This window comes from Geothermobacter ehrlichii (assembly GCF_008124615.1).
Lineage (GTDB): Bacteria > Desulfobacterota > Desulfuromonadia > Desulfuromonadales > Geothermobacteraceae > Geothermobacter > Geothermobacter ehrlichii.
This window is the reverse complement of the sequence record NZ_VNIB01000013.1, coordinates 72,551-96,299: the sequence shown is the minus strand read 5'-3', so window position 1 is coordinate 96,299 and position 23,749 is coordinate 72,551. Positions and strand designations below refer to the sequence as shown.

Genomic DNA, 23,749 nt, shown 5'->3' with positions numbered 1-23,749 from the left:
GGCTTTTTTGACCGGCGTCAAGGAACGGAGTCAAAAACTATTTTAGAAAACATTCTTGATTGTTTTTCTATTCAATCAGGTGGCGAACTGTTGCACAGGTGAAAAAACGTGGTTTGCTTGGAACAGGCCAATCTCGGGACATTCCGTTGCCGGAGTGGGTCGGTGATGAATCCGGGTGGATAAAACTATGTTTTAAGCAGCCTGGTGGTTCGGCGGCTGGCAGCTCTGGTGGTAAGTGTCCGTTCTGGATGGTCTTTTTGGAACTGTCGGCTTCGATTGTGGTGATGGTTGACTCTTCTCCCGAAAGGAGATGCGCGATGGACAGACGACGTGGAACGAAGCAGTGGCAGCTGCTCGCTCCCTTCCTGGTGTTGCTGGTTGTGCTGGCGGCGGGGGAGGTTTTCGCCGTCGCCGGTGACGCGGCGCGCGGCGCGCGCCTCTTTGCCGGCGGACAGGCGCTGGCCAACGGCGGTGCCGCCTGTATCGCCTGCCACGGTTTTGCCGCCAGCGGCTTCGGTGCTGCCGGCGGGGCGAATTTCGGCCCGGATCTGAGCGGTCTGTATGCCGACTTCGGTGATGAAGGGGTGGCCGAGGTGCTGGCCGAACTGGCCTTTCCGAGCATGGAGCCGATCTATGCCGAACGGCCCCTGACCGAGCAGGAGCAGGCCGATCTCGGCGCCTTCTTCGCCGCGGTGCAGCCGGGCCCGGCGGTGGGCAGTGGGACATTGCTGGTCATGGCGCTGGTCGCCCTGGGTATCTTCATGGGCCTCATCGGCCTGCTCGGTCAGCGCCGGCTGCGGGCCGTGCGGCAACCTCTGGTGGAACAATCCCGGAAACAGGGAGGGAATCAGGTATGAGCTGGATCAAGGATATCGTCGACCCGAAGTCGCGCGCCTGGGAGGAGTTCTATCGCAACCGCAACCAGTGCGACAAGGTGGTGCGCAGCACCCACGGGGTCAACTGTACCGGCAGCTGCTCGTGGAACGTGCATGTCAAGGACGGCATCGTCGGCTGGGAGCTGCAGGCGACCGACTATCCCGAACTGGAAGAGGGGATTCCCCCCTACGAGCCGCGCGGCTGTCAGCGCGGCATCTCCTTCTCCTGGTATCTCTACAGTCCGCTGCGGATCAAGTACCCCTATCTGCGTGGGGTTCTGGCCGATCTCTGGCGCCAGGCCAGAGCCGAGCACGATGATCCGGTCGCCGCCTGGGCCTCGATCGTCGAGAACGAGGCGAGCCGCAAGAGCTATCAGCAGGCCCGCGGCAAGGGCGGTTTCCGCCGTTCCAGCTGGGACGAGGTCGAAGAGATCATCGCCGCATCGTCGATTTATATCATCAAGAAGTACGGGGCCGACCGGATGGTCGGCTTCTCGCCGATTCCGGCCATGTCGATGCTCAGCTTTGCCGGGGGGGCCCGTTTCATGCAGCTGATGGGCGGCGTCAACCTGAGCTTCTACGACTGGTATTGCGATCTGCCGAACGCTTCCCCGGAGATCTGGGGCGAGCAGACCGACGTGGCGGAGAGCGCCGACTGGTACAACAGCAAGTATATCGCGGTGATGGGCTCCAACCTGGACATGACCCGGACCCCGGACGCCCACTACCTGACCGAAGCCCGCCACAACGGTTCCAAGGTCACGGTCCTCTCTCCCGATTTCAATATCACCGCCAAGCACGCCGACTGGTGGCTGCCCGCGCATGCCGGTCAGGACGGCGCCTTCTGGATGGCGGTCAATCATGTCATCCTCAGCGAATTTCATCACAAGGCGCAGACCCCCTATTTTCTCAATTACCTGAAGCGCTACACCGATACCCCCTTCCTGATCGAGATCGAGCAGAAAGGGGAGGTCCGCACCGCCGGCCGGATGGTGCGGGCCGGGGATCTGAAGCGTTACGCCGGGGAAGAGAACGCTTCCTTCAAGTTTCTGGTCTGGGACGAAACGGCGGATCAGCCGCGTATGCCGCTCGGCACTCTCGGCTTTCGCTGGCAGCAGCAGAAAGGACAGTGGAACCTGCAGATGAAGGATGGCCAGGACGGCAGCGACATCGTTCCCCGGCTCTCTCTGCAGGCAGGCAGCGATGCGGTGCTGCAGGTCGCCTTCGACGATTTCGCCGCGGGCAAAAGGGTGCAGCGCGGAGTGCCGGTCCGTTACCTGGAGACCGTCCGGGGGCGAATTGCGGTGACCACGGTCTTCGATCTGCTGATGGCGCAGTTCGGCGTCGATCGCGGCCTGGCGGGGGACTATCCGCTGAACTACGATGACGACGCCCCCTACACCCCGGCCTGGCAGGAGAAGTTCACCGGCATCGACCGGGCCAACGTCATCCAGTTCGCCCGCGAGTGGGCCTCGACAGCCGAACGGACCGAAGGCAAGTGTTCGATCATCATCGGCGCCGGCATCAACCACTGGTATCACGCCAACCTGACCTACCGGGCCGGCATCGTCGCCCTGATGCTTTGCGGCTGTGTCGGCAAGAACGGCGGCGGCCTCAATCACTACGTCGGCCAGGAAAAGCTCGCTCCGGTGGCGCCCTGGGCGACCATCATGGGCGCCCTCGACTGGTCGAAGCCGCCCCGCTTCCAGAACTCCCCCTCCTACCATTACGTGCATACCGACCAGTGGCGCTACGAGCGCACTTCCGACGAGGCGCGGATCAACCCGGTGGCCGAGGAGAGCCCGATCACCCAGGGGCACACCATCGACCATCAGATCCGGGCGGTGCGCAACGGCTGGCTCCCCTTCTATCCGCAGTTCGACCGCAATCCCGCCGAGGTGGTCCGGCAGGCCGAGGCCGCCGGCGCCGGCAGCAATCAGGAGATCGTCGACTGGACGGTCAGACAGTTGGCCGAGAAGAAGATGAAGTTCGCCGTCGAGGATCCGGACGCGCCGGAGAACTGGCCGCGGCTTTGGATCATCTGGCGCGGCAACGCGCTGATGTCGAGCGCCAAGGGGCACGAGTACTTCCTCAAGCACTATCTCGGTACCCACACCAACAGCATCGCCCCGGAGACGGCCAGGGAGTTCGTCAAGGAGGTCACCTGGCGCGACCAGGCGCCCGAAGGAAAGCTCGACCTGGTGGTCGACATCAACTTCCGCATGGATACCTCGGCGCTCTATTCGGACATCATTCTGCCGACCGCGACCTGGTACGAGAAAGACGATCTCAACACCACCGACATGCACTCTTTCATCCACCCCCTGCAGCAGGCGGTGCCGCCCTGCTGGGAGTCGAAGAGTGACTGGGACATCTTCAAGGGCCTGGCGAAAAAGGTCAGCGAGCTGGCCGCAACCCACCTGCCCGAGCCGGTGCGGGAGATCGTTGCGGTGCCGCTGCAGCACGACACCCCGGCCGAGATGGCCCAGCCGGAAATCAGGGACTGGAGCAAGGGCGAGTGCGAGCCGATCCCCGGCAAGACCATGCCCGCCCTGGTGGTGGTCGAGCGGGACTATGTCAATCTCTACAGGCGCTTCATCTCCTACGGGCCGCAGGTGCGCAAGAACGGCATCGGTGCTCACGGGCTCAGTTTTTCGGTCGCCGATTTCTACGATGAACTGAAACGGATTGCCCCGACCCAGAAATGGGGCGGCGAGGAATATCCTTCCCTGGAGGAGGCTGTCGATGCGGCCAACGTCATTCTGCATCTGGCTCCGGAAACCAACGGCGAGATCGCCTATCGTGCCTTCGAGGCCGAGGAGAAGAAGGTCGGATTGCCGCTGACCGACCTGGCGGAGAAGAACCGCAGTGTACGTATGACCTTCGCCGATCTCGACCGGCAGCCGCGGCGGCTGCTGACCAGCCCGATCTGGAGCGGCCTGAGCAACAACGGCCGGGCCTATTCCGCCTTCTGCCTCAATGTCGAGAAACTGGTTCCCTGGCGAACCCTGACCGGCCGCCAGCACTTCTACCTCGACCACCAGGGCTATATCGCCGCCGGCGAGCATCTGCCGACCTACAAGCCGAAGCCGGACCACGGCACCCTGCAGGACTTTCTGGCCACCGGGACCGGCGACGGCGGGAGTATCATGCTCAACTACCTGACCCCGCACGGCAAGTGGAGCATCCACAGCACCTACGGCGACAACCACCAGATGCTGACCCTGTCGCGCGGCTGTCATCCCTTCTGGATCAACGACCAGGACGCCGCCGAGATCGGCGTCGCCGACAACGACTGGGTGGAGATCTACAACGACCACGGGGTGGTGGTGACCCGGGCGATCGTCAGCTCGCGGCTGCCGCGCGGCATCTGTTTTCTCTACCACTCCCCGGAGCGGACCGTCGGCGTACCCAAATCACCGTTGCGCGGCAACAGGCGGGCCGGCGGTCACAACAGCCTGAACCGGGTGAGGCTCAAGCCGAACCTGATGCTGGGCGGCTATGGCCAGTTCACCTACGGCTGGAACTACTGGGGACCGACCGGTGCCAACCGGGACACCTACATCATGGTGCGCAAACTCGACGGCGAGCCGAACTGGTAAAGGAGCTAGGCAATGAACATACGGGCACAGGTGTCATCGGTTTTTCACCTCGACAAATGCATCGGCTGCCACACCTGCAGCATCGCCTGCAAGAACCTCTGGACCGATCGCCAGGGCACCGAATACATGTGGTGGAACAACGTGGAGACCAAGCCGGGGACCGGCTATCCGACCCGCTGGGAAGACCAGGATTGTTACCGGGGCGGCTGGGAAAAACAGAGAGACGGGCTGCGGCTGAAGCTTGGCAGCCGGACGGGACTGCTGGGGAAGATCTTTCACAATCCGCACCTGCCGGGAATGGACGACTACTACGAGCCCTTCACCTTCCGCTATGGCGACCTGACCAGTGCCCCGGCTGGTGACGACCAGCCGACCGCCCGGCCGGTGTCGATGGTCAGCGGCAGGCCGATGAAGATCGAAGCCGGCCCCAACTGGGACGACGACCTTTCCGGCTCCACCATCTACGCTGCCAACGACCCCGGGGTGCTCAGACTCAGTGCCGAGGAGCGGCAGCAGCTGTTCGCCATCGAGAAGATGGTCTTCTTCCACATGCCGCGGATCTGCAATCACTGCCTCAATCCCGGCTGCGTCGCCAGCTGCCCTTCCGGGGCCATCTACAAGCGCGGCGAGGATGGCATCGTCCTGATCAACCAGGACAAGTGCCGCGGCTGGCGGATGTGCGTCTCCGCCTGTCCCTACAAGAAGGCCTATTACGGCTGGACCACCGGCAAGTCGGAAAAATGCATCCTCTGCTACCCGCGCCAGGAGGCCGGGGAGGCACCGGCCTGCTTCCATTCCTGCGTCGGCCGGATCCGCTACCTGGGGGTGCTGCTCTACGACGCCGACCGGATCGAGGCGACCGCGATGAAAAACGACGGCGAACTGGCCGCGGCCCAGCGGGAGATGATTCTCGATCCCAACGATCCGCAGGTGCAGGCCGAGGCCCGCAAGGCCGGCGTTCCCGAGCAGGTTCTCAAGGCGGCGCAGAAATCCCCGGTCTACAAATTCGTCAAGGAGTGGGGCATCGCCCTGCCGCTCCATCCCGAATTCCGCACCCTGCCGATGCTCTTCTACGTACCGCCGCTGCTGCCCCTGCTGTCGATGGAGAACCAGGGGACCCAGAAGATCGCCGCTGATTTCTTCACCACCCTGGAGCGGGCCCGGTTGCCGCTGCAGTACCTGGCAGGCCTGTTCGCCGGCGGCAACGAGGACGAGGTCAAGGCGGTCTACCGGCGGCTGATCGCGGTGCGCATTCAGCGCCGAAACAAGAGCGTTGGCGATCTTTCCGCCGAGGAGCTGCGCAAGGCCTGCGAGATCGCCGGGCTGAGCGTCGAGCAGACCGAGGCGATCTACCGGATGACCTCGCTGACCCGGATCAATGAGCGCATCGTCGTGCCGCCGATGCTGCGGGAACAGGCGATCGAAGCCGGGATGGACCCCGAGCAATACAGGCAGGAGATGGGCTTCGGCAGCCGTCGCCCGCCGAAGAGGCGCTGGTAGCCATGAGCGGACTTCGCCAACACCAGGATCTCTGCCTGCAGTTTGCCAGCCTGCTCGACTATCCCGGGCCGGATATCGCCGGGCGGAGCGCGGCCTGCGTTGCGGCCCTGCGACAGGTCAGCTCGGCGGCGGCCGCCGCCCTGGAGGAGTTCGCCCGCTTTGTCGAGCAGGGCGAACCGAACCGGATCGAGGAAACGTTCATCGCCACTTTCGAGCTGCAGGCGCTCTGCCAGCCCTATGTCGGTTACCAGTTGTGCGGCGAGAGCCAGCAGCGCACCCTGTTTATGATCAGGCTGCAGCAGCTCTACCGGCAGCATGGCTTTACGCCGGGGAAGGAACTTCCGGATCACCTGGGTGAAATGCTGCGCTTCATCGGTTCGATCGATGACCGGAGCTGTCGGGACGAAATCATCGCGGACGGCCTGCTGCCGGCGCTGGAAAAACTCGTCGACGGGGGCGAGGCCGACGCCCACCCCTACCTGGCCCTGCTCCGGTCCCTGCGGATCTTTCTGGCCGAAACGGTCGTTGCCGGGGACGAGCGACCAGCCGCCGACCCGCCAAAGGAGTGTGTATCATGATGGACCTGATTCTGTTTGGCATCTTTCCCTATGTCGCCGTCGCCCTGGCGGTTGCCGTCGGTATCTACCGCTATGCTGTCGACCGCTACTCCTGGTCGTCCCAGTCATCCCAGTTTCTCGAGAACCAGACCCTGTTCTGGGGCTCGGTTCCCTGGCATTACGCCATTCTGCTGATTCTGCTTGCCCACCTGCTCGCCTTTCTGGTCCCCGGTGCCTGGGATGCGCTGCTCGGTGCTCCGGCGCGGCTGCTGGTGCTGGAGGCGACCGGCATCGCCCTGGGGATCTGTACGGTCTTTGCCCTGCTGCTGCTGATCAGCCGCCGGGCCGGCAGCCCGCGGGTTGCCGTGGTCACCACGAAAGTCGACTGGCTGCTGCTGGTTCTGCTGCTGATTCAGGTGATCTCCGGGGTCGTCATCGCCCTGACTCTGCGTTGGGGCGGGCTCTGGTACACCCACACAGTCTCCCCCTGGCTCTGGTCGCTGGTACGGCTGCAGCCCGATGTCCAATATCTGGCGGTGATGCCGGCGCTGGTCAAGCTGCACGCCTTCAACGGTTTTCTGCTGCTGGCGGTTTTCCCCTTCTCGCGCCTGGTGCATGTGGTCAGCGTGCCCGTCACCTACCTGAGTCGTCCCTACCAGGTAGTGGTCTGGTATCGCCGTCGCATGCGCCAGGGCTGAGGGAGGCCGGCCGCTGCGCGAGATCGACGACTCTGTTGATTACAGACTAAAAAGGTTTTTTTTATGATGGAGCAAAAGGCAACGGCCACATCCCACAAGGTCCTGTTTCTCAACACCCTGGCGTTTACGGTCTGTTTCGCCGCCTGGATGTTCAACGGCGTGCTGGTCACCTTTCTGGCCGACAACCAGGTTTTCGACTGGGGGCCGGTCGAGATCGGCTGGCTGATGGGGATTCCGGTGCTGACCGGTTCGATCTTTCGCCTGCCGGCCGGGATGCTGACCGACAAGTTCGGCGGCAAGCCGGTCTACGGCACCCTGCTGTTTCTCTGCGCCATACCAATGTTTCTGCTGTCGAAGGTCGACAGTTTCTGGACCTTCGCCCTGTGCAGCTTCGGTTTCGGTCTGGCCGGGGTCAGCTTTTCCATCGGCATCGCCTTCTCCTCGGTCTGGTACCCGCGCGAACGCCAGGGAACGGCGCTGGGAATCTTCGGCGCCGGCAACGCCGGAGCGGCCCTGACCACCCTGTTCGCCCCGACCATTCTCAACCGGCTGACCGACAACGGCGCCAATCTCGAAGCCTGGCGGCAGCTGCCGGTCTACTACGCCATCATGCTGGCGACAATGGGGGTGATCTTCTTCATCTTCTCCGAGAACAAGAAACCGGCCTCGTCGACCAAGACCTTCACCCAGATGCTGACTCCGCTGAAGAATGTCCGGGTCTGGCGCTTCGGGCTCTACTACTTTCTGGTTTTCGGCTGCTTTGTCGCCTTCTCGCAGTGGCTGGTTCCCTACTTCGTCAACGTCTACTATCTGCCGCTGGTGACCGCCGGGCTGTTCGCCTCGGCCTTCAGTCTCCCTTCCGGGGTGATCCGGGCCCTGGGCGGCTGGCTTTCCGACCTGTTCGGCGGCCGGACCGTCATGTACTGGGTGCTGGGTGCCTCGGTGGTGATCAGTTTCCTGGTGATTATCCCGAAGATGGAAATCTATTCGCCGGGCCGTGGGGTGATGGCCAAGCGGGCCGGTGTAGTCACCGCAGTCAGTCCGGAAGCGATCACGGTCGACGGCATGACCTACCGGCTGAAACTCAAGCCGCGGGATCTGGAGACCTACGACGATCAGATGCTGATCCTGCCGACCAAGCAGGCCTGGCATGAGCCGGTGGTCGAGGTCGGTCAGAAGGTGAAGAAGAAGGAGCTGCTGGCCAAGGGGGTCACCCGGATCTTCTTTCAGGCCAATGTCTGGATCTTCGCCATCCTGATCATTCTGCTCGGCAGTATCTGGGGGATCGGCAAGGCGGCAGTCTACAAGCTGATCCCCGACTATTTCCCCGACGAGGTCGGCGTGGTCGGCGGTATGGTCGGGGTGCTGGGGGGACTGGGCGGCTTCTTCTGTCCGATCATCTTCGGCTACCTGCTCGAATGGACCGGGCTGTGGACCAGCTGCTGGGTTTTTATGTGCGCTCTGTCGCTGTTCTGTCTGCTCTGGCTGCATCTCACGGTGCAGAAACTGATGCGCGAAAAACACCCTGAAGATATGAAGAAAATCGAACAGGACAAATTCACCGTTATTGAAGACGCCTTCAAGGAGTAACCATCATGCCAATCAATCTGGACAAGTGGGATGTCGAGGACGAACAGTTCTGGAATTCCCAGGGCAAGAAGATCGCCAACCGCAACCTGTGGATCTCGATACCGAGCCTGCTCTGCGGCTTCGCTGTCTGGCTCTACTGGGGGATCATCACCGTTCAGATGATCAACCTCGGCTATCCGTTCAGCCAGTCGCAGCTCTTCACCCTTTCGGCCATCGCCGGTCTGACCGGAGCCACCCTGCGGATTCCGAGCTCTTTTCTCATCCGCATCGCCGGCGGCCGCAACACCATCTTCCTGACCACGGCGCTGCTGATGATTCCGGCGATCGGCACCGGACTCGCCCTGCAGAACCGGTCCACACCGATCGAGGTCTACTACCTGCTCGCCCTGCTGTCTGGGATCGGCGGCGGCAACTTCGCCTCGTCGATGTCGAACATCAGCTTCTTCTTTCCCAAGCGGGTTCAGGGTACCTCGCTCGGTCTGAACGCGGGACTGGGCAACTTCGGCGTCACCACCATGCAGATCCTGATTCCGCTGGTGATGACCGTCGGCATCTTCGGCGGCGAGCCTCAGACCCTGATCAACACCAGCGGCACCCTGATCGGCAAGATTCCGGCCGGCACCGAAACCTACATTCACAACGCCGGCTTCGTCTGGCTGCTCTTTCTGGTGCCGCTTGCTTTCGCCAGTTTCTTCGGCATGAACAATATCACCACCGAAACCGTGTCGCCGAACCTGGCCTCGACGCCGAAGTGCTTCGCCATGATCCTCGGCCTGCTGGGAATCGCTTTCGTCACCGCCTCGGCCGGGCTCTATCTGATGCTGCCTCCCCCGGTTGGGCTGGGACTGCTGAGCAAGTGGATCGTGCTGCCGCTGGTGATCGCCGCCACCGTCTACGGGATGAAATTCCTGACCACCGGCGGGCTGCGCGAGAACCTGAACCGCCAGTACCGGATCTTCCGCAACAAGCACACCTGGGCGATGACCATCATCTACACCATGACCTTCGGCTCCTTCATCGGCTATTCGGCGGCCTTCGCCCTGTCGATCAAGGTCATCTTCGGCTTCTCGCACATCATGGTCGACGGGGTGATGACCCACAACACCACCAATCCGAACGGTCCCAGCGCCCTGATGTTCGCCTGGATGGGACCCTTCATCGGCGCCCTGATCCGCCCGGTCGGCGGCAAGATAGCCGACAAGCTCGGCGGCGCCATCGTCACCCAGTGGGTGTCGATCGTGATGGTGGTTTCGGCCCTGGGCTGCGCCTATTTCATGAAGGCCGCCTACGCCTCGCCGACCCCCGAGGACTATTTCGTGCCCTTCCTGCTCCTGTTCATCGTGCTGTTCGCCGCCACCGGAGTCGGCAACGGTTCGACCTTCCGCTCGATCGCGATCATCTTCGACAAGGAGCAGGCCGGGCCGGTGCTGGGCTGGACCTCGGCGGTTGCTGCCTACGGCGCTTTCATCATTCCCAAGGTGTTCGGCGAGCAGATCAAGGCGACCACGCCGGAGTACGCGCTCTACGGCTTCGCGATCTTCTACTTCATCTGCCTGGTCATCAACTGGTGGTTCTATACCCGCAAGGACGCCTACATCCAGAACCCGTAAATGAAACCGGAATCCGTAAGCCTCCGCCTCAAGCGCGCCGGCGAGCCGCCGGCACCGTCGGACGGCCTGCGGATTCTGGTCGACCGACTCTGGCCGCGCGGCATCAGCAAGGACGCTGCCCGGCTCGATGCCTGGGTCCGGGAGATTGCGCCGTCGCACGAATTGCGTAAATGGTACGGGCACGACCCGGCGCGCTGGGCGGAGTTTCGGCGCCGCTATGTCGCCGAACTGGACGCCAATCCGGAGGGCGTGGCCGGACTCTGCCGGCTGATCGCTGGCCGCGAGGCGACCTTCGTCCATGCTTCCCGCAGCCCGCGCAACAACGCCCGGGTGCTGAAGGAATACCTGGAAAGCCGCTGCTTGGGCCTGCTATTGGCCGGGCGGCAAGCCGGAAACGGAGAAAACTCCATGACCGATTTCGATACGAACAAGCTCTGTGAGCGGATCGTCCGGCAGGCCCCGGATGCCATCCTGTTCGCCGACAACCGGGGCATCATCCAGCTCTGGAACCAGGGCGCGGAACGGATTTTCGGCTACCCGGCCGCCGAGGCGATCGGCCAGTCTCTCGACCTGATCATTCCCGAGAAGCTGCGTAACCGGCACGGAGAAGGCTATGCCCGCGTGATGGAGAGCGGCGAGTCAAAATACGGAACTGACCTGCTTTCGGTGCCGGCGATGCACCGCGACGGCCGCCGTCTGTCGGTCGATTTCTGCATCGTCATGCTCAAGGACGATCAGGGGCGGGTCGAAGGGATCGCCGCCGTCATGCGCGACGTCAGCGAGCGGCACACCGAAATGCGCCGGCTCAGGGAGAGAATTGCCGAACTGGAGGGGACTCCGGAATAGTTCCGGGCGCAACCGATAGCGACCCTGCGGAGGCGACCGCTTGTCGCGCAGGGGCGTAGTGGCCGGTCAGGACGTGGAAACGAGCAGTCCTTCGGCCAGGGCGAAGGCGAGCATTTCCTGTCCCTGTTCCGTTTCGATGCCGCCGGCGAAGATTGTCTCCGGGCTGTGGATGCCGTCGCTGCCTTTGAGCAGGCGCTGAAAATCCTCCTCGAGCGATTCGCACCAGACCTCAGAGCCCCGGCGGATGAACAGGGCGACCGACCCGACCGGCCGCAGCATGGCGGCGATCTCCTCCAGCTCGGCGCCTTCCATGTCGAGCAGGTCGACGATTTCGTAGTGAAAGGGAATCAGCCGGGCCCCCGCCGCCAGGCGCCAGGGGCGCCGCCAGGCTTCGGCCGGCTCGGGAGTGCTTTCGGCCGGCAGGACTTCCGGGCCCAGGCTGGTTTCGGCATGATGAAAATGGTAGCGCAGCAGGTCGAGGGCGGCCGGCAGCAGGTCGAGCCGCTGCCGCTGCATGAGCAGGTGCTGGATGTAGCTTTCCTGCATGGCCAGCACCTCGGGACTGGTCCAGGATTCGGTGTCGAGCAGCGCTTCACGGAAAATCCCCTGTTCTTCTTTCAGCCAGCGGGTGAAGTCCTGAAAGAAATCGACCGCCTCGACGCCGAGGCTTTGCAGCAGTCCCGGCAGCAGGCCGACGGCCCGCCCGGTGTTGTAGAACAGGTCGACGGCCGCCGCCAGCTCGCGGCAGCGTTCCAGGTCTTCTTCCGGCAGCTGTGGTGTCGCCCTGATTTCGTAGGGCGGTTCCTGCTGCCAGACGATCCCTTCCCGTTCGGCGCGGGATGCCAGGTCGGTTCCCGGCAGGATGGCCAGGGGGAAGATGTCGAGATGATTGGGGGCGAAGCCGAGGGCGAAGTCGAGGCTGCGGCAGAAGCCCGCGAAATCGTCTCCCGGCAGGCCATAGATGAGGTCGAGGCCGTAGGTGACCTGTTCGCTGTTGAGCAGATTCATCGCCTGGACGAAGACGCGGGGATTGAAGGGGCGGTGAACCCGGCGCAGCACGTCGGGGTCGGCCGATTGCAGCCCGACCTGCACCGAGCAGTCGATCTCCGCCAGCAGGGCGGCGGTCTCACGGTCGAGAAAATCGGCCTTGGCTTCCAGGTGAAAGTGGATGCCGGGCGCTCTGTCCCGCAGCAGTTGCAGCAATTTTTTGCCTCGCTGCGGAGGATGGTTGAAGGTCGAGTCGAGGATCCAGACCTGTCCCACCCCCGCCTCGCAAAACAGTTCGAGCTCCGCCTCCAGGCGTTCATCCGGCAGGGGACGAACCCGGCGCTGGCCGCCGGCGTCGAAGCAGAAATCGCAGCCGAAGGCGCAGCCGCGTGCCGTTTCCCAGAGCACGCCGCCGCCAGGCTGCGGCTTCAGGACGCCGGAAAGCCAGGGGGAAGGGAGCTGCTCCGGAGCGAGCGGGGTCGCAGGGAAAGGATTCACCCGCATCCCTTCCGCCTCCAGCCAGCACAGTCCCGCCATTTGCTGCCAGCCGTCATCTCGGTCGAGTGCGTCCACCAGTTCGGGAAAAGTCGTCTCTCCCTCGCCGCGCAGGACCAGGTCGCAGATCCCTTCCGCCAGCAGAGCCGCCGGCCGGGCGGAGGCCTCCGGGCCGCCGGCCAGAATTTTCAGTTGCGGGCGGTTGCGCCTGATGTTGCGTACCACGGCGGCCAGCTGCCGACGGTTCCAGACATAGACCGGCAGTACCAGCAGGTCGGGATCGGTGTCTACCACCGCCGCGACAATCCGTTCGATCGGGTCCCTGAGGGTGAAGTCGAGCAGCCGGCAATCTCGTTGGCGCTCCGGCGGCAGGGCAGCCGCCAGGCATCCTGCCGCCAGCGGGACGGCCTGGGCCGAGGGCCTGACATGAAGGGTCAGAAATGTGATGCTGCCGATGCCCATCGTTTTCTCCCTGGTGGTCAGACCGTCAGTTCGGCCGCCCGGTCGGTCAGCGGACCGTCCTCGACCGGAATCCGGTGTTTTTCGAGCAGACGCTGCAGCTTCTGGTGACGGTTGTTGAGCTGCCCCAGGGTCAGGTGGTAGCCGTAGTGCATGGTCTGGTTGCGCGCCTGCTGACTCATCGGGCTCTGAAAGAAGAGGAGCGATTCTTCCGGGCCGGGCTCGAAGGTGACGATATCGACATCCGGATGCGCCCGTCGGTAGTAAGCCATGGCAAGTTCGAGCTTCTCCCTGGTTTCGATCCGTTGCGCCTGCTCCCAGCTGACGCTGATGCCCAGTTCGGTGATGCTGGCGCAGTGTCCGTAGGAAAGGGAGGGCAGGCAGATGCGTGCCGGATCGTTGACCATGGGCACCCGCGGGTTGACCAGAAAGATCAGTTTTGCCCCCTGTTCGATGGCGATGTCGATGTGGCTGATGCGACCGATGTTGCCATCGATGTAGTAGCGGCCGCCGACCTTCTGCGGCTGGAAGAAGAAGGGGATGGCACTGGAGGCGGTGATCGCCTCGCAGATATGGACGTTGCTGTGTTCCTTGTCGCCGAACACCACCCGCCGGCCGCTGTCGAGATCATAGCTCGGGATGAAAAGGGGGCGCTTAAGCCGGCGAAAATCGTCGCACAGTCCTTCTTTCTGGAAGGAGCGGCAGAGAAACTGCTGCATCGGCCTGAGCGAGAAGATGCCTGCGGGAAACTGTTCCTGCAGAATGTAGAAGAGGTCGTGCAGGCTGAAACGGGAACGGTTGCGGCGATAGCTGCGCCAGATGTGCCAGCTTCTGGTCAGTACCCGGCCGCAGCAGGCGAGCAGGCCGAGGGTGTCGAGGCGGTAGATGTCGCGTCGCTGCCAGTTGAAGACCGTTTTTTCGTCCCGCGAAATGGCCCGGAACAGGGTGGCTGGCGGAATGTCGTTGGCGATGAGGCTGGCGATGACCGAACCGGCGCTGACGCCGACGTAGAAATCGAACCGGTTAACGTTGAACGGCTCGGCGAAGAGCTGGTCGAGCGCGGTCAGGCAGCCTATTTCGTAGGCTGCGCCCATGATGCCGCCGCCGGCGAGCACCAGCGCTGTTCTGCTTGAACGTCGGAACATCGTTCAGGTCGCTTTTTTCGCCCGGACCTTCAGTTTGGGTTTGCCGCCGTCGGTGACGACGATGAAGTCGATTTCGCGGTCGCCGAATTTCTGGCGGATTTTCTCCTTCTGTCGTTCGAGCAGGGCCTGGACCTGTTCGCGGGTGGGAATTCGACCGCTGCCGGTCTGCTCGTAGGCGGAGACCAGTTCCCGGTAGACGCGCTCGGTCGGGTCGGATGTCGTTTCCGGCTGCGACGCCCGGGGCGGAGCCGGAGGCGGGATGCGGCCGGTGCCCCGTTCGAATTTCCCTTCGTCCATCAGCCGCAGGATGCGGTCCCAGTAGTTGGTGTAGGTGTGAAAGCGGGTGGCCAGGCCCTGCAGGCGAAAGCGTACGTCCGTCTGCACCACGTGGCGGCTGGTCAGCTGCCGGATGCGCCGGGCCAGGGCGTCCCGCTGTTTCATCGGTTCCCTTTTTTCGATGCCGCTGAAGTACTGGTCGTAGCGGATTTCGAGTTTGCGCATTTCCTGCTCCAGCTCGTCCAGCTGCAGCAGCATCTTCCGACGTTCGTCCATGGACTCGCTATCCTCCTTGTCCAACTATACTGGACGGACCTGTTATTGAAAAGAAAAAGAGTGGTTACGCACCCTTGGCTGCGGCCGGCCGGCGGCGCTTGACTGCCTGCGGCGGGGGCGTATAATAAACCGTTTCTCGACCTTTTCAGGGGGTGAACATGGAGCAGCAAACTCTGGCGGCGGTGATTCTTGCGGCGGGACAGGGCACCCGCATGAAGTCCTCCCGGCCCAAGGTCCTGCATCCCCTTGCCGGCCGGCCGATGGTTGCCTTTCCGCTCGGCCTGGCCGAGGAGCTGGGCTGCGATCCGACGGTTCTGGTCGTAGGCCATGGCGCCGACCGGGTCAGGGAGGCCATGGCCGAAAGAAACTGCCTCTTCGTCGAGCAGCGGCAGCAGCTCGGGACAGGGCATGCCCTGCTCTGTGCCGGGGAGGCCCTGGCCGGATTCTCCGGCGACCTGCTGCTGCTTTGCGGCGATGTCCCCCTGCTGCGCACGGCAACCCTGCGTGGACTGCTCGACCTGCATCGCCGGCAACAGGCGCTGGTGACCGTGCTGACGGCCCACATGGAAGACCCGACCGGCTATGGCCGCATCGTGCGCGATGCCGAAGGCAGCGTGCAGGCCATTGTTGAGGAGAAGGATGCCAGCGAGGCGCAGCGGGCCCTGCACGAAGTGAACACCGGTATCTATCTCTTCCGGGCGCCCTTTGTTTTTGAGGTGTTGGCCGGACTCGGCTGCGACAACGCCCAGGGTGAATACTATCTGACGGACGTCGTCGCGGCGGCGGTCGATGCCGGCGGCCGGGTGTGCGCGCTGCAGCTGACGGATGCCGAGGAGGCGATGGGTGTCAACGACCGGCGCCAGCTGGCGGTCGCCGAAGCGGTCCTGCGCCGGCGCATCAATGAGGCACTGATGCGCTCCGGCGTCGGCATGACCGACCCGCAGGCCACCTATGTCGATGCCGGGGTCGAAATCGGGCCCGACACCCAGCTTCTGCCCGGCACTGTCATTCGCGGAGCCACCCGCATCGGGGCCGGCTGCACCATCGGCCCGCATGTCGTCATCGACAACTGCCGTATCGCCGACAACGTGCGGATCAAGGCCGGTTCGGTACTGGCCGAAAGCGAGGTCGGGCCGGAAACAGATATCGGTCCCATGGCCCACCTGCGGCCGGGAACGGTGCTGGCGGGAGAGAACAAGATCGGCAACTTCGTCGAGACCAAGAAGGCGCAGATCGGCCGGGGGAGCAAGGCGAGCCACCTGACCTACCTGGGGGACTGTGAGCTGGGAACCGGGGTCAATATCGGCTGCGGCACCATCACCTGCAACTACGACGGGGTCAACAAGTATCGCACCGTCATCGAGGACGATGTCTTCGTCGGTTCCGACACCCAGTTCATAGCGCCGGTGACCATCGGCCGCAACAGTCTCATCGGCGCTGGTTCGACCATCACCAAGGACGTTCCCCCCGACTCCCTCGCCCTGTCGCGGGCGGAGCAGAAGGTGATCGAAGGCTGGCGTCTGCGGCGCAGAAAGAAACGGAAAAACGGATAAGAATCGTCCAGCCAACGGCCTGATGGCTGCTAGATACGGAGGGGTTTTTTCTTCTTATGTGTGGAATCGTCGGTTATATCGGCAGCCGGGAAGCTGCCGGAATCGTTCTTGACGGGCTGCGGCGGCTCGAATATCGCGGCTACGACTCGGCGGGGATTGCCGCCCTCGACGGCGGCGTTATCGAGATCCGCCGCGCCGAGGGCAAGCTGGTCAACCTGGAAAACCTGCTGCGCAGCAGGCCGGTCAGCGGCAGCCTCGGTATCGGCCACACCCGCTGGGCCACCCATGGACGCCCCTCCGAGACCAATGCCCATCCGCACCATGCCGGCGGCATCGTGGTCGTGCACAACGGTATCATCGAAAACTACCTCGAGCTCAAGGCCCGCCTCAAGAAACAGGGACACACCTTCCGCTCCGAAACCGACACCGAGATCATCGCCCACCTGATCGAGCAGTACCGCAAGGAAGGGTGTGATTTCGAAACGTCCGTGCGCCGGGCACTGGGGGATGTGCGCGGCGCCTATGCCGTCGCCGTCATCTGCGAACAGGAGCCGGATCACCTCATCGCCGCCCGTTACGGTTCGCCCCTGGTGATCGGTTGCGGCGAGGGGGAGTTTTTCGTCGCTTCCGACATCCCGGCCATGCTGAGCCACACCCGCGAGATGATCTTTCTCGAGGACGGGGAGATGGCGGTCTTCGACCGGCAGCGGATGCGGCTGTTGACCCTGGCCGGCGAGCCGGTGGAGCGGGCACCGAAGATCATCACCTGGAGTCCCACCATGGCCGAGAAGGGTGGGTACCGGCACTTCATGCTCAAGGAGATCTACGAGCAGCCGCGTGCCGTCGCCGACACCATCGCCGGGCGGCTCAAGGATGACGAAGGGGACGTCTATCTCGAGGACCTGGGGCTGGAGGCCGAAGAACTGGGACGGATCCGGCGGATCTTCATTATCGCCTGCGGCACCTCCTGGCATGCCGGCCTGGTCGGCAAGTTCTACATCGAGAAGCTGGCCCGGGTACCGGTCGAGGTCGACATCGCCAGCGAGTTCCGCTACCGCGACCCGATCATCGGCGAAGGGGACCTGGCGGTGCTGATCAGCCAGAGCGGCGAGACGGCGGATACCCTGGCCGCCCTGCGCGAGGCCCGCGCCAAGGGGGGAAAGGCGGTCAGCATCTGCAACGTGGTCGATTCATCGATCGCCCGGGAGAGTGACGGCGTCATCTACACCCATGCCGGGCCGGAGATCGGGGTCGCCTCGACCAAGGCCTTCACCACCCAGCTGGTGGCGCTCTATTTGCTGGCCCTGCGTCTCGGCCGGGTGCGCGGTACCCTGAGCGCCGAGGACTGCCGGCGACAGGTCGCCGAACTGCTCAGCCTGCCGCGCAAGATCGAGACGGCGCTCGAGCTCGACAGCGCCATCGAGGAGATCGCCCGCACCTTCGTCAGCGCCCGCGATTTTCTCTATCTCGGCCGTGGCAACCAGTACCCGATTGCTCTGGAAGGGGCGCTGAAGCTGAAGGAAATCTCCTATATCCATGCCGAGGGCTATCCGGCCGGCGAGATGAAGCATGGGCCGATCGCCCTGATCGACGAGAATCTGCCGGTGGTGGTGCTGGCGCCACGCAACGAAACCTACGAGAAGGTGGTCTCCAACATGGAGGAAGTCCGGGCCCGGGGGGGCCGGGTGATCGCCGTCGCCACCCGCGCCGACGAGAGCCTGCGCCGCTCGTGCGACGCCCTGGTCGAGCTGCCGGAGACGACCGACGACCTGATGCCGGTGCTGACCTCCATTCCCATGCAGCTCATCGCCTATCATGTCGCCGTGCTCAAGGGGACCGACGTCGACCAGCCGCGCAATCTGGCCAAGAGTGTAACCGTGGAGTGACTCAGGCAGGCTGCTGAAAACGGCCCGTCCAGCTGTGCTATCCTTATTTCTCGGCATTCGACGCACGAGTTTACAGGTACGCCGCATGCCTTGAAATTTCGGATGCCTTGTATCTGCCATTTTCAGCAGCCTGGCTTGTTGGCAAACGCAAATACTGTCCGCCGCGTCTTGGGCGCGGCCACGAGGAGCTGTTTTCCGTTTTGTCCCTCGCCGCTCGTCTGTTCAGGCTGATTCAGAAACTGCTGACCGCCGCCATCCCCCGGCTGCATATCAGCGAGAACACCTTTCTCATCGCTCTGGCGGTGATCATCGGGGTGCTCGGTGGACTCGGCAACTACCTCTTCCGCCAGACCATCGAACTGGTTCACCTGCTGGTGGTGGAACAGGGACTGGCGTTTTTTCACATCGCTTTCGACCAGTGGGCACCGCAGCGCCTGCTGCTGGTTCTCTTTCCGGCTGTCGGCGGCCTGTTGGTGCTGCCGCTGTGGATCTTTTTCGGCAAGGACCTGAAGAGCGGGTTCGCCGGTTTTCTGGTCAAGGTCAACCTGCAGGGCGCCAAGCTTCCCCTGCGCCCCATCTTCACCCGCGGACTCGGCGCCGCCATCACCCTGGGAACCGGCGGCAGCGCCGGACAGGAAGGGCCGATCGCCGTCATCGGCGGTACCATCGGCAGCCAGTTCGGCAAGCTGTTCCGCATGAGCGGCGACCGGCTCAAGGTGCTGGTCGCCTGCGGCGCCGCCGCCGGCGTGGCGGCGACCTTCAACGCGCCCATCGCCGGGGTCTTCTTCGCCACCGAGATCGTGCTGCTCTCATCGTTCGAGCTGGCCAGCTTCACCTCCATCGTCATCGCCAGCGGCATGGCGACGGTGGTGTCTCGCGCCCTGCTGGGCAACATCTCCGAACTGACCGCTCCTCCCTACTTCATGCACAGCTTCTGGGAGCTGGTGCTCTATCTGCTGCTCGGCGGCCTGATCGGCGCCTTGGCGACGGGCTTCATCGAGCTTCACTTTCGCATCAAGGACCTGATCGACGCCGTCAGGATTCCCCGCCTGGCCAAGCCCGTTCTCGGCGGCCTGGTCGTCGGGGCGATCGGCGTCGGTTTGCCACAGGTGTTCGGCAACGGCTACGAGTTCATGGAGACGGTGCTGCACGGCGAACACGCCTGGGCCCTGCTGGCGCTGCTGGTGCTGGCCAAGGCGGTGGCCACCTCCATTACCCTCGGCTCCGGCCTGCCGGGCGGCATGTTCGCCCCCTGTCTCTTTCTCGGTGCCGTCGCCGGTGGCGCCTTCGGCCACCTGGCGGCCCTGGCCTTTCCCGATGTCGGCCTGTCGCCGGGCGCCTACGCCCTGGTCGGCATGGGGGCCTTTCTGTCGGCCGCCACCCATGCGCCGATGACCGCCATCTTTCTGCTGTTCGAGATTACCGACAGCTACCAGGTCATCATTCCGATCATGCTGACCTGCGTCATCGGCACCTCCATCGCCCGTCATTTCAAGAAGGACAGCCTGGAGACGGTCGAACTCTCCCGGGCCGGCATCGACCTGGAGGCGGGCAAGGAGCGGAACATCATGAAGGCGTTGCTGGTCCGCGACGTCATGGCCCGCGACGTCGAGACGGTGCCGGAAAACATGACCCTCGGCCAGTTCGCCGAGTTCACCGCCAGTACCCGGCATACCAACTTTCCCCTGGTCAACGCCGAGGGGGAGATGACCGGCATCATTTCGGTGCAGGACTTCATGGGCGTGGTCTTCGAGCGGGAGCTGAAGGATCTGGTGGTCATCAAGGAGCTGGCCACCACCGATGTCATCACCGTCACCGAGGAGGAAAATCTCGACCAGGCGCTGCGCAAGATAGGCTACCGCAACATCGAGCAGCTGCCGGTGGTCGCCGCGGACAATCCCCGGCGGCTGGTGGGCATCATCTCCCGCAAGGACATCATTTCCGCCTACAATCGCGCCCTGATGTCGCGCAACCTGGAGGACGAGGATGAGTGACCTGCTGGCCGGACTCAACCCGCCCCAGCGGCAGGCGGTGACCCACGGCGACGGCCCGCTGCTGGTGCTGGCCGGTGCCGGCTCGGGCAAGACCCGGACCCTGATTCATCGCATCGCCTGGCTGGTCCGCGAGCACCGGGTCGAGCCCTGGCGCATTCTGGCCGTCACCTTCACCAACAAGGCGGCCGCCGAGATGAAGGAGCGGCTCGAGCGGCTGCTGGGAACGGAAGAGCTGCCCTGGGTGGCGACCTTTCACGCCACCTGCGTGCGCATCCTGCGGCAGGAGATCGAGGCCCTGGGTTACTCGCGGCAGTTTCTCATCTACGACGACCAGGACCAGCGGCGGCTGATCCGCGACCTGCTGGCCGAGAGGAACATCAGCGAAAAAACCCTGAAGCCGGCGACCCTGGCGGCGGCCATCGACCGGGCCAAGAACCACGGCCTGCTGCCCGATCAGCTGCCGACCGACGGCTACCAGGAAGAACTGATTGCCGATCTCTACGGTTTTTACCAGCAGCGGATGCGGCAGGCCGACGCCGTCGATTTCGGCGATCTGCTGCTGCTGACGGTCTACCTGTTCGAACATCGTCCCGACATTCTCGACCGCTGGCGGCAGCGGTTCCGCCACATTCTGGTGGACGAGTTCCAGGATACCAACGTGGTGCAGTACCGGCTGGTCAATCTGCTGGCGGCCGAGCATCGCAATCTCTGCGTGGTTGGCGACGACGACCAGTCGATTTACGCCTGGCGCGGCGCCGAGATCGGCAACATTCTCGGTTTCGAGCGGGACTATCCCGGCGCCGCGGTCGTCCGGCTGGAGCAGAACTACCGCTCGAGCGGCAACATCCTGGCGGCCGCCGGGGAAGTGGTGGCCCGAAACGTCGGCCGCAAGGGCAAGACGCTCTGGACCGACAACCCGCCGGGCGAACCGCTGGTGCTGCAGGGGCTGCCCGACGATCTGGAGGAGGCCCGCTTTGTTACCCGCGAGATCGCGCGGCTGCGGGATGAGGGACGGCATCTGCGGGACGTGGCCGTCTTCTACCGCACCAATGCCCAGTCGCGGGTGCTGGAAGAGGCGCTGGTGCGGGAGAAGATTCCCTACGTCATGTTCGGCGGCCTGAAGTTCTTCGCCCGCATGGAGGTCAAGGACATCCTGGCCTATCTGCGGCTGCTGGTCAATCCGGCCGACTCGGTGTCCGCCCGCAGGATCATCAACGTGCCGGCCCGCGGCATCGGCAAGACCACCGTCGGCCGCATCCAGCAGCTTCAGGAGCGGGCGGGGGGCTTTCTGCCCGCCTGCCGGCTGGCTCTCGAGGAAGGAGAGCTCGGCACGGCGGCCGCCCGCAAGGTGGCGGCCTTTGTCGAGATGATGGAACAGTTCGGCAGGCTGGCCGAACGGCTCTCCTACCCGCAGCTGGCGGCCGAGATCATCGAGCGGACCGGCTACGGGGCCGGGCTGCAGCAGGAAAAGACGCGCGAGGCCGCCGACCGGCTGCGCAACCTCGAGGAACTGCTGCGCGGCATGGAGGAGGCCCAGTCGCAGGCGCCGACCCTGGCCGACTACCTGGAGCAGGTGTCCCTGGTGACCGACATCGACGCCTACGACAGCAGCCTTGACCGGGTGACCCTGATGACCCTGCATGCGGCCAAGGGACTGGAGTTTCCCGTGGTCTTCATGACCGGTATGGAAGAGGGCATCTTCCCGCACGGGCGGGTCGAAGCCGAGGGAGGTGATCTCGAGGAGGAGCGGCGGCTCTGCTACGTCGGCATGACCCGGGCCATGGAGCGGCTCTACCTGACCCATGCCCGTCGCCGGCGGGTGTTCGGCAGTTATCAGTACAATCCGCGCAGCCGGTTTCTCGACGAGATTCCCGAACATCTTCTGGCCGGAGACACCGGCGGCCTGCGGCGGACATCCGGACACAATCTGGCCTCGATTTTCGAGCAGATGCCGCAACCGGAAGCCGATGCCGACGTCAACGCCGACGAAGATCAGGACGAGGTGCGGCTGGTGCCGGTCGCCGAAGAGGGGCTGCGCCTCGGCATGCGGGTGCGGCACGTGCGTTTCGGCGTCGGCGTGGTACGGCGTATCGAGGGGCGGGGGGACAACCAGAAGGTCATCGTCTATTTCAACAGCGTCGGTCCGAAGAAGCTGCTGCTCAGGTTTGCCGGCCTCGAACCGGCCTGAACCGGTCTCGGCCAGTCGTCATTGACAGTCGTCGGCGTCCGCGTGCTATAAACGTAGAAAGTTGAACGATCTGTTGCGTTTGGCCGCACCGTTGCTGTTTGCATCCGGGTCTGTCGTTGACGGGGCCGCAAGCCGGTCGACCGCCAGAGCCTGAAAGAGGAAATCGACCGCCTGCTCGCCTCGCCGGCGGTCCGCCATCATTCCCAGATCCGCCACCGCCAACTGGAAAGGCAGCGAGCCATGAACGATTTCAGCCGTTCCGTCCGCCAGCATACCGGCCGCGACCTGACGGCCGCGGCGCCGTCCCTCATTCAGGTCAACATCGGTTTCAGGTGCAATCTGGCCTGCCGCCACTGTCATGTCGAGGGGGCGCCGACCCGGAGCGAAAACATGGACTGGCCAACCATGGAGTCGGTTCTGCGGCTGGTGGATGCCTTCCCCGGCATCCAGGTCGATATCACCGGCGGCGCTCCCGAACTCAATCCGCATTTCCGGAAGTTTGTCGGGATACTGCGCGAGAAGGGGCATCCGGTGCAGGTGCGGACCAACCTGACGGTTTTGTTCGAACCGGGGCAGGAGGCGACGGCCGCTTTCTTCCGGGAGCAGCAGGTGCAGCTGGTGGCCTCCCTGCCCTGTTATCTCGACCGCAATGTCGATACCCAGCGCGGGCAGGGGGTCTACGAACGCAGCATTGACGCCATCCGGCTGCTCAACGAGCTCGGTTACGGCCGGCAGCCGGAGCTTCCCCTCAGCCTGGTCTACAATCCCGGCGGGCCGTTCCTGCCACCGGCCCAGCAGGCGTTGGAGAAGGACTACCGCGACCATCTTGGACGGGAGCACGGCATCGTCTTTACCCGGTTGCTGACCATCGCCAACATGCCCATCGGGCGTTTTCTGGAAGATTTGCAGCGTCAGCAGAAGGCGGAGGCGTATCGCGCCCTGCTCGAGGAGGCGTTCAATCCGGCCACGGTCGAGGGCCTGATGTGCCGCCACCAGATCTGTATCGCCTGGGACGGCACACTGGCGGATTGCGATTTCAACCTGGTGCTCGGCCTGGGGCTGGCCGAAGGCCTGCCGCGGCATATCGACCAGCTCGATCCGGCGCAGCTCGCCGGGCGTCCCATCTCGACCGGAGGGCACTGTTTCGGCTGTACCGCCGGTTGCGGTTCGTCCTGCGGCGGGGCGCTGGTCGCCTGAGTCCGGCATGATTTT

16 protein-coding genes are annotated in these 23,749 nt (G+C 64.0%); 13 read left to right on the top strand and 3 right to left on the bottom strand.

Annotation, left to right across the window (positions count from 1 at the left end):
• The first annotated feature begins 317 nt into the window (after window positions 1-317).
• The 8 genes from EDC39_RS12630 (at window position 318) to EDC39_RS15780 (ending at window position 11,278) form a co-directional block, all read left to right on the top strand.
• Window positions 318-857: a c-type cytochrome gene (locus EDC39_RS12630; RefSeq protein ID WP_148896758.1), complete on the top strand. Its 540-nt coding sequence runs from the start codon at window positions 318-320 to the stop codon at window positions 855-857.
• A complete protein-coding gene (locus EDC39_RS12625) occupies window positions 854-4,477 on the top strand; it encodes a nitrate reductase subunit alpha (RefSeq protein ID WP_148896757.1) in 3,624 nt (1,207 codons plus the stop codon). Before EDC39_RS12630 ends, EDC39_RS12625 begins: the two co-directional genes overlap by 4 nt.
• Window positions 4,478-4,489: 12 nt before the next feature.
• Complete coding sequence (gene narH / locus EDC39_RS12620) at window positions 4,490-5,977, top strand: nitrate reductase subunit beta (protein ID WP_148896756.1); 1,488 nt, start codon at window positions 4,490-4,492, stop codon at window positions 5,975-5,977.
• A 2-nt stretch (window positions 5,978-5,979) separates the two neighbouring features.
• The gene (gene narJ / locus EDC39_RS12615; protein ID WP_148896755.1) at window positions 5,980-6,555 is read left to right on the top strand and encodes a nitrate reductase molybdenum cofactor assembly chaperone; all 576 of its coding nucleotides are present in this window, start codon (window positions 5,980-5,982) and stop codon (window positions 6,553-6,555) included.
• Window positions 6,552-7,232 (top strand): respiratory nitrate reductase subunit gamma, encoded by a 681-nt coding sequence (gene narI, locus EDC39_RS12610; protein WP_148896754.1) that lies wholly within the window; start codon window positions 6,552-6,554, stop codon window positions 7,230-7,232. Before narJ ends, narI begins: the two co-directional genes overlap by 4 nt.
• 63 nt (window positions 7,233-7,295) lie before the next feature.
• Window positions 7,296-8,822: an MFS transporter gene (locus EDC39_RS12605; protein ID WP_148896753.1), complete on the top strand. Its 1,527-nt coding sequence runs from the start codon at window positions 7,296-7,298 to the stop codon at window positions 8,820-8,822.
• 5 nt (window positions 8,823-8,827) lie between these two features.
• Window positions 8,828-10,432 carry an MFS transporter gene (locus tag EDC39_RS12600; RefSeq protein WP_148896752.1) on the top strand — a complete coding sequence of 535 codons (1,605 nt, stop codon included), beginning with the start codon at window positions 8,828-8,830 and terminating at the stop codon, window positions 10,430-10,432.
• Entirely contained in the window at window positions 10,433-11,278 is an 846-nt protein-coding gene (locus tag EDC39_RS15780) for a DUF488 family protein, N3 subclade (protein ID WP_281289760.1), read from the top strand.
• A 66-nt stretch (window positions 11,279-11,344) separates the two neighbouring features.
• On the opposite strand, the gene EDC39_RS12585 is transcribed toward EDC39_RS15780, so the two are convergent.
• The 3 genes from EDC39_RS12585 to EDC39_RS12575 are packed head-to-tail and all read right to left on the bottom strand — an operon-like array spanning window position 11,345 to window position 14,916.
• Window positions 11,345-13,222 (bottom strand): B12-binding domain-containing radical SAM protein, encoded by a 1,878-nt coding sequence (locus EDC39_RS12585; protein WP_148896751.1) that lies wholly within the window; start codon window positions 13,220-13,222, stop codon window positions 11,345-11,347.
• A gap of 17 nt (window positions 13,223-13,239) precedes the next feature.
• A complete protein-coding gene (locus EDC39_RS12580; protein WP_148896750.1) occupies window positions 13,240-14,364 on the bottom strand; it encodes a patatin-like phospholipase family protein in 1,125 nt (374 codons plus the stop codon).
• 3 nt (window positions 14,365-14,367) lie between these two features.
• On the bottom strand, window positions 14,368-14,916 hold the full coding sequence (locus EDC39_RS12575) for an MXAN_5187 C-terminal domain-containing protein (RefSeq protein WP_148896749.1): 549 nt from the start codon (window positions 14,914-14,916) through the stop codon (window positions 14,368-14,370).
• Window positions 14,917-15,074: 158 nt separating this feature from the next.
• Between EDC39_RS12575 and glmU the strand changes: the two genes are divergently transcribed.
• The 5 genes from glmU to arsS all read left to right on the top strand — a co-directional run bounded on the left by glmU (window position 15,075) and on the right by arsS (window position 23,734).
• A complete protein-coding gene (gene glmU, locus EDC39_RS12570; protein WP_148896748.1) occupies window positions 15,075-16,469 on the top strand; it encodes a bifunctional UDP-N-acetylglucosamine diphosphorylase/glucosamine-1-phosphate N-acetyltransferase GlmU in 1,395 nt (464 codons plus the stop codon).
• A gap of 56 nt (window positions 16,470-16,525) precedes the next feature.
• The gene (glmS, locus tag EDC39_RS12565) at window positions 16,526-18,355 is read left to right on the top strand and encodes a glutamine--fructose-6-phosphate transaminase (isomerizing) (protein ID WP_148896747.1); all 1,830 of its coding nucleotides are present in this window, start codon (window positions 16,526-16,528) and stop codon (window positions 18,353-18,355) included.
• Window positions 18,356-18,555: 200 nt separating this feature from the next.
• The gene (locus tag EDC39_RS12560) at window positions 18,556-20,349 is read left to right on the top strand and encodes a chloride channel protein (RefSeq protein WP_148896746.1); all 1,794 of its coding nucleotides are present in this window, start codon (window positions 18,556-18,558) and stop codon (window positions 20,347-20,349) included.
• Window positions 20,342-22,537, top strand: coding sequence for an ATP-dependent helicase (locus EDC39_RS12555; RefSeq protein WP_148896745.1), 2,196 nt, complete (start codon window positions 20,342-20,344; stop codon window positions 22,535-22,537). The genes EDC39_RS12560 and EDC39_RS12555 overlap by 8 nt, the downstream gene beginning before the upstream one ends.
• A 240-nt stretch (window positions 22,538-22,777) precedes the next feature.
• Window positions 22,778-23,734: an arsenosugar biosynthesis radical SAM (seleno)protein ArsS gene (arsS, locus tag EDC39_RS12550; protein ID WP_148896744.1), complete on the top strand. Its 957-nt coding sequence runs from the start codon at window positions 22,778-22,780 to the stop codon at window positions 23,732-23,734.
• The last annotated feature ends 15 nt before the right edge of the window (window positions 23,735-23,749 follow it).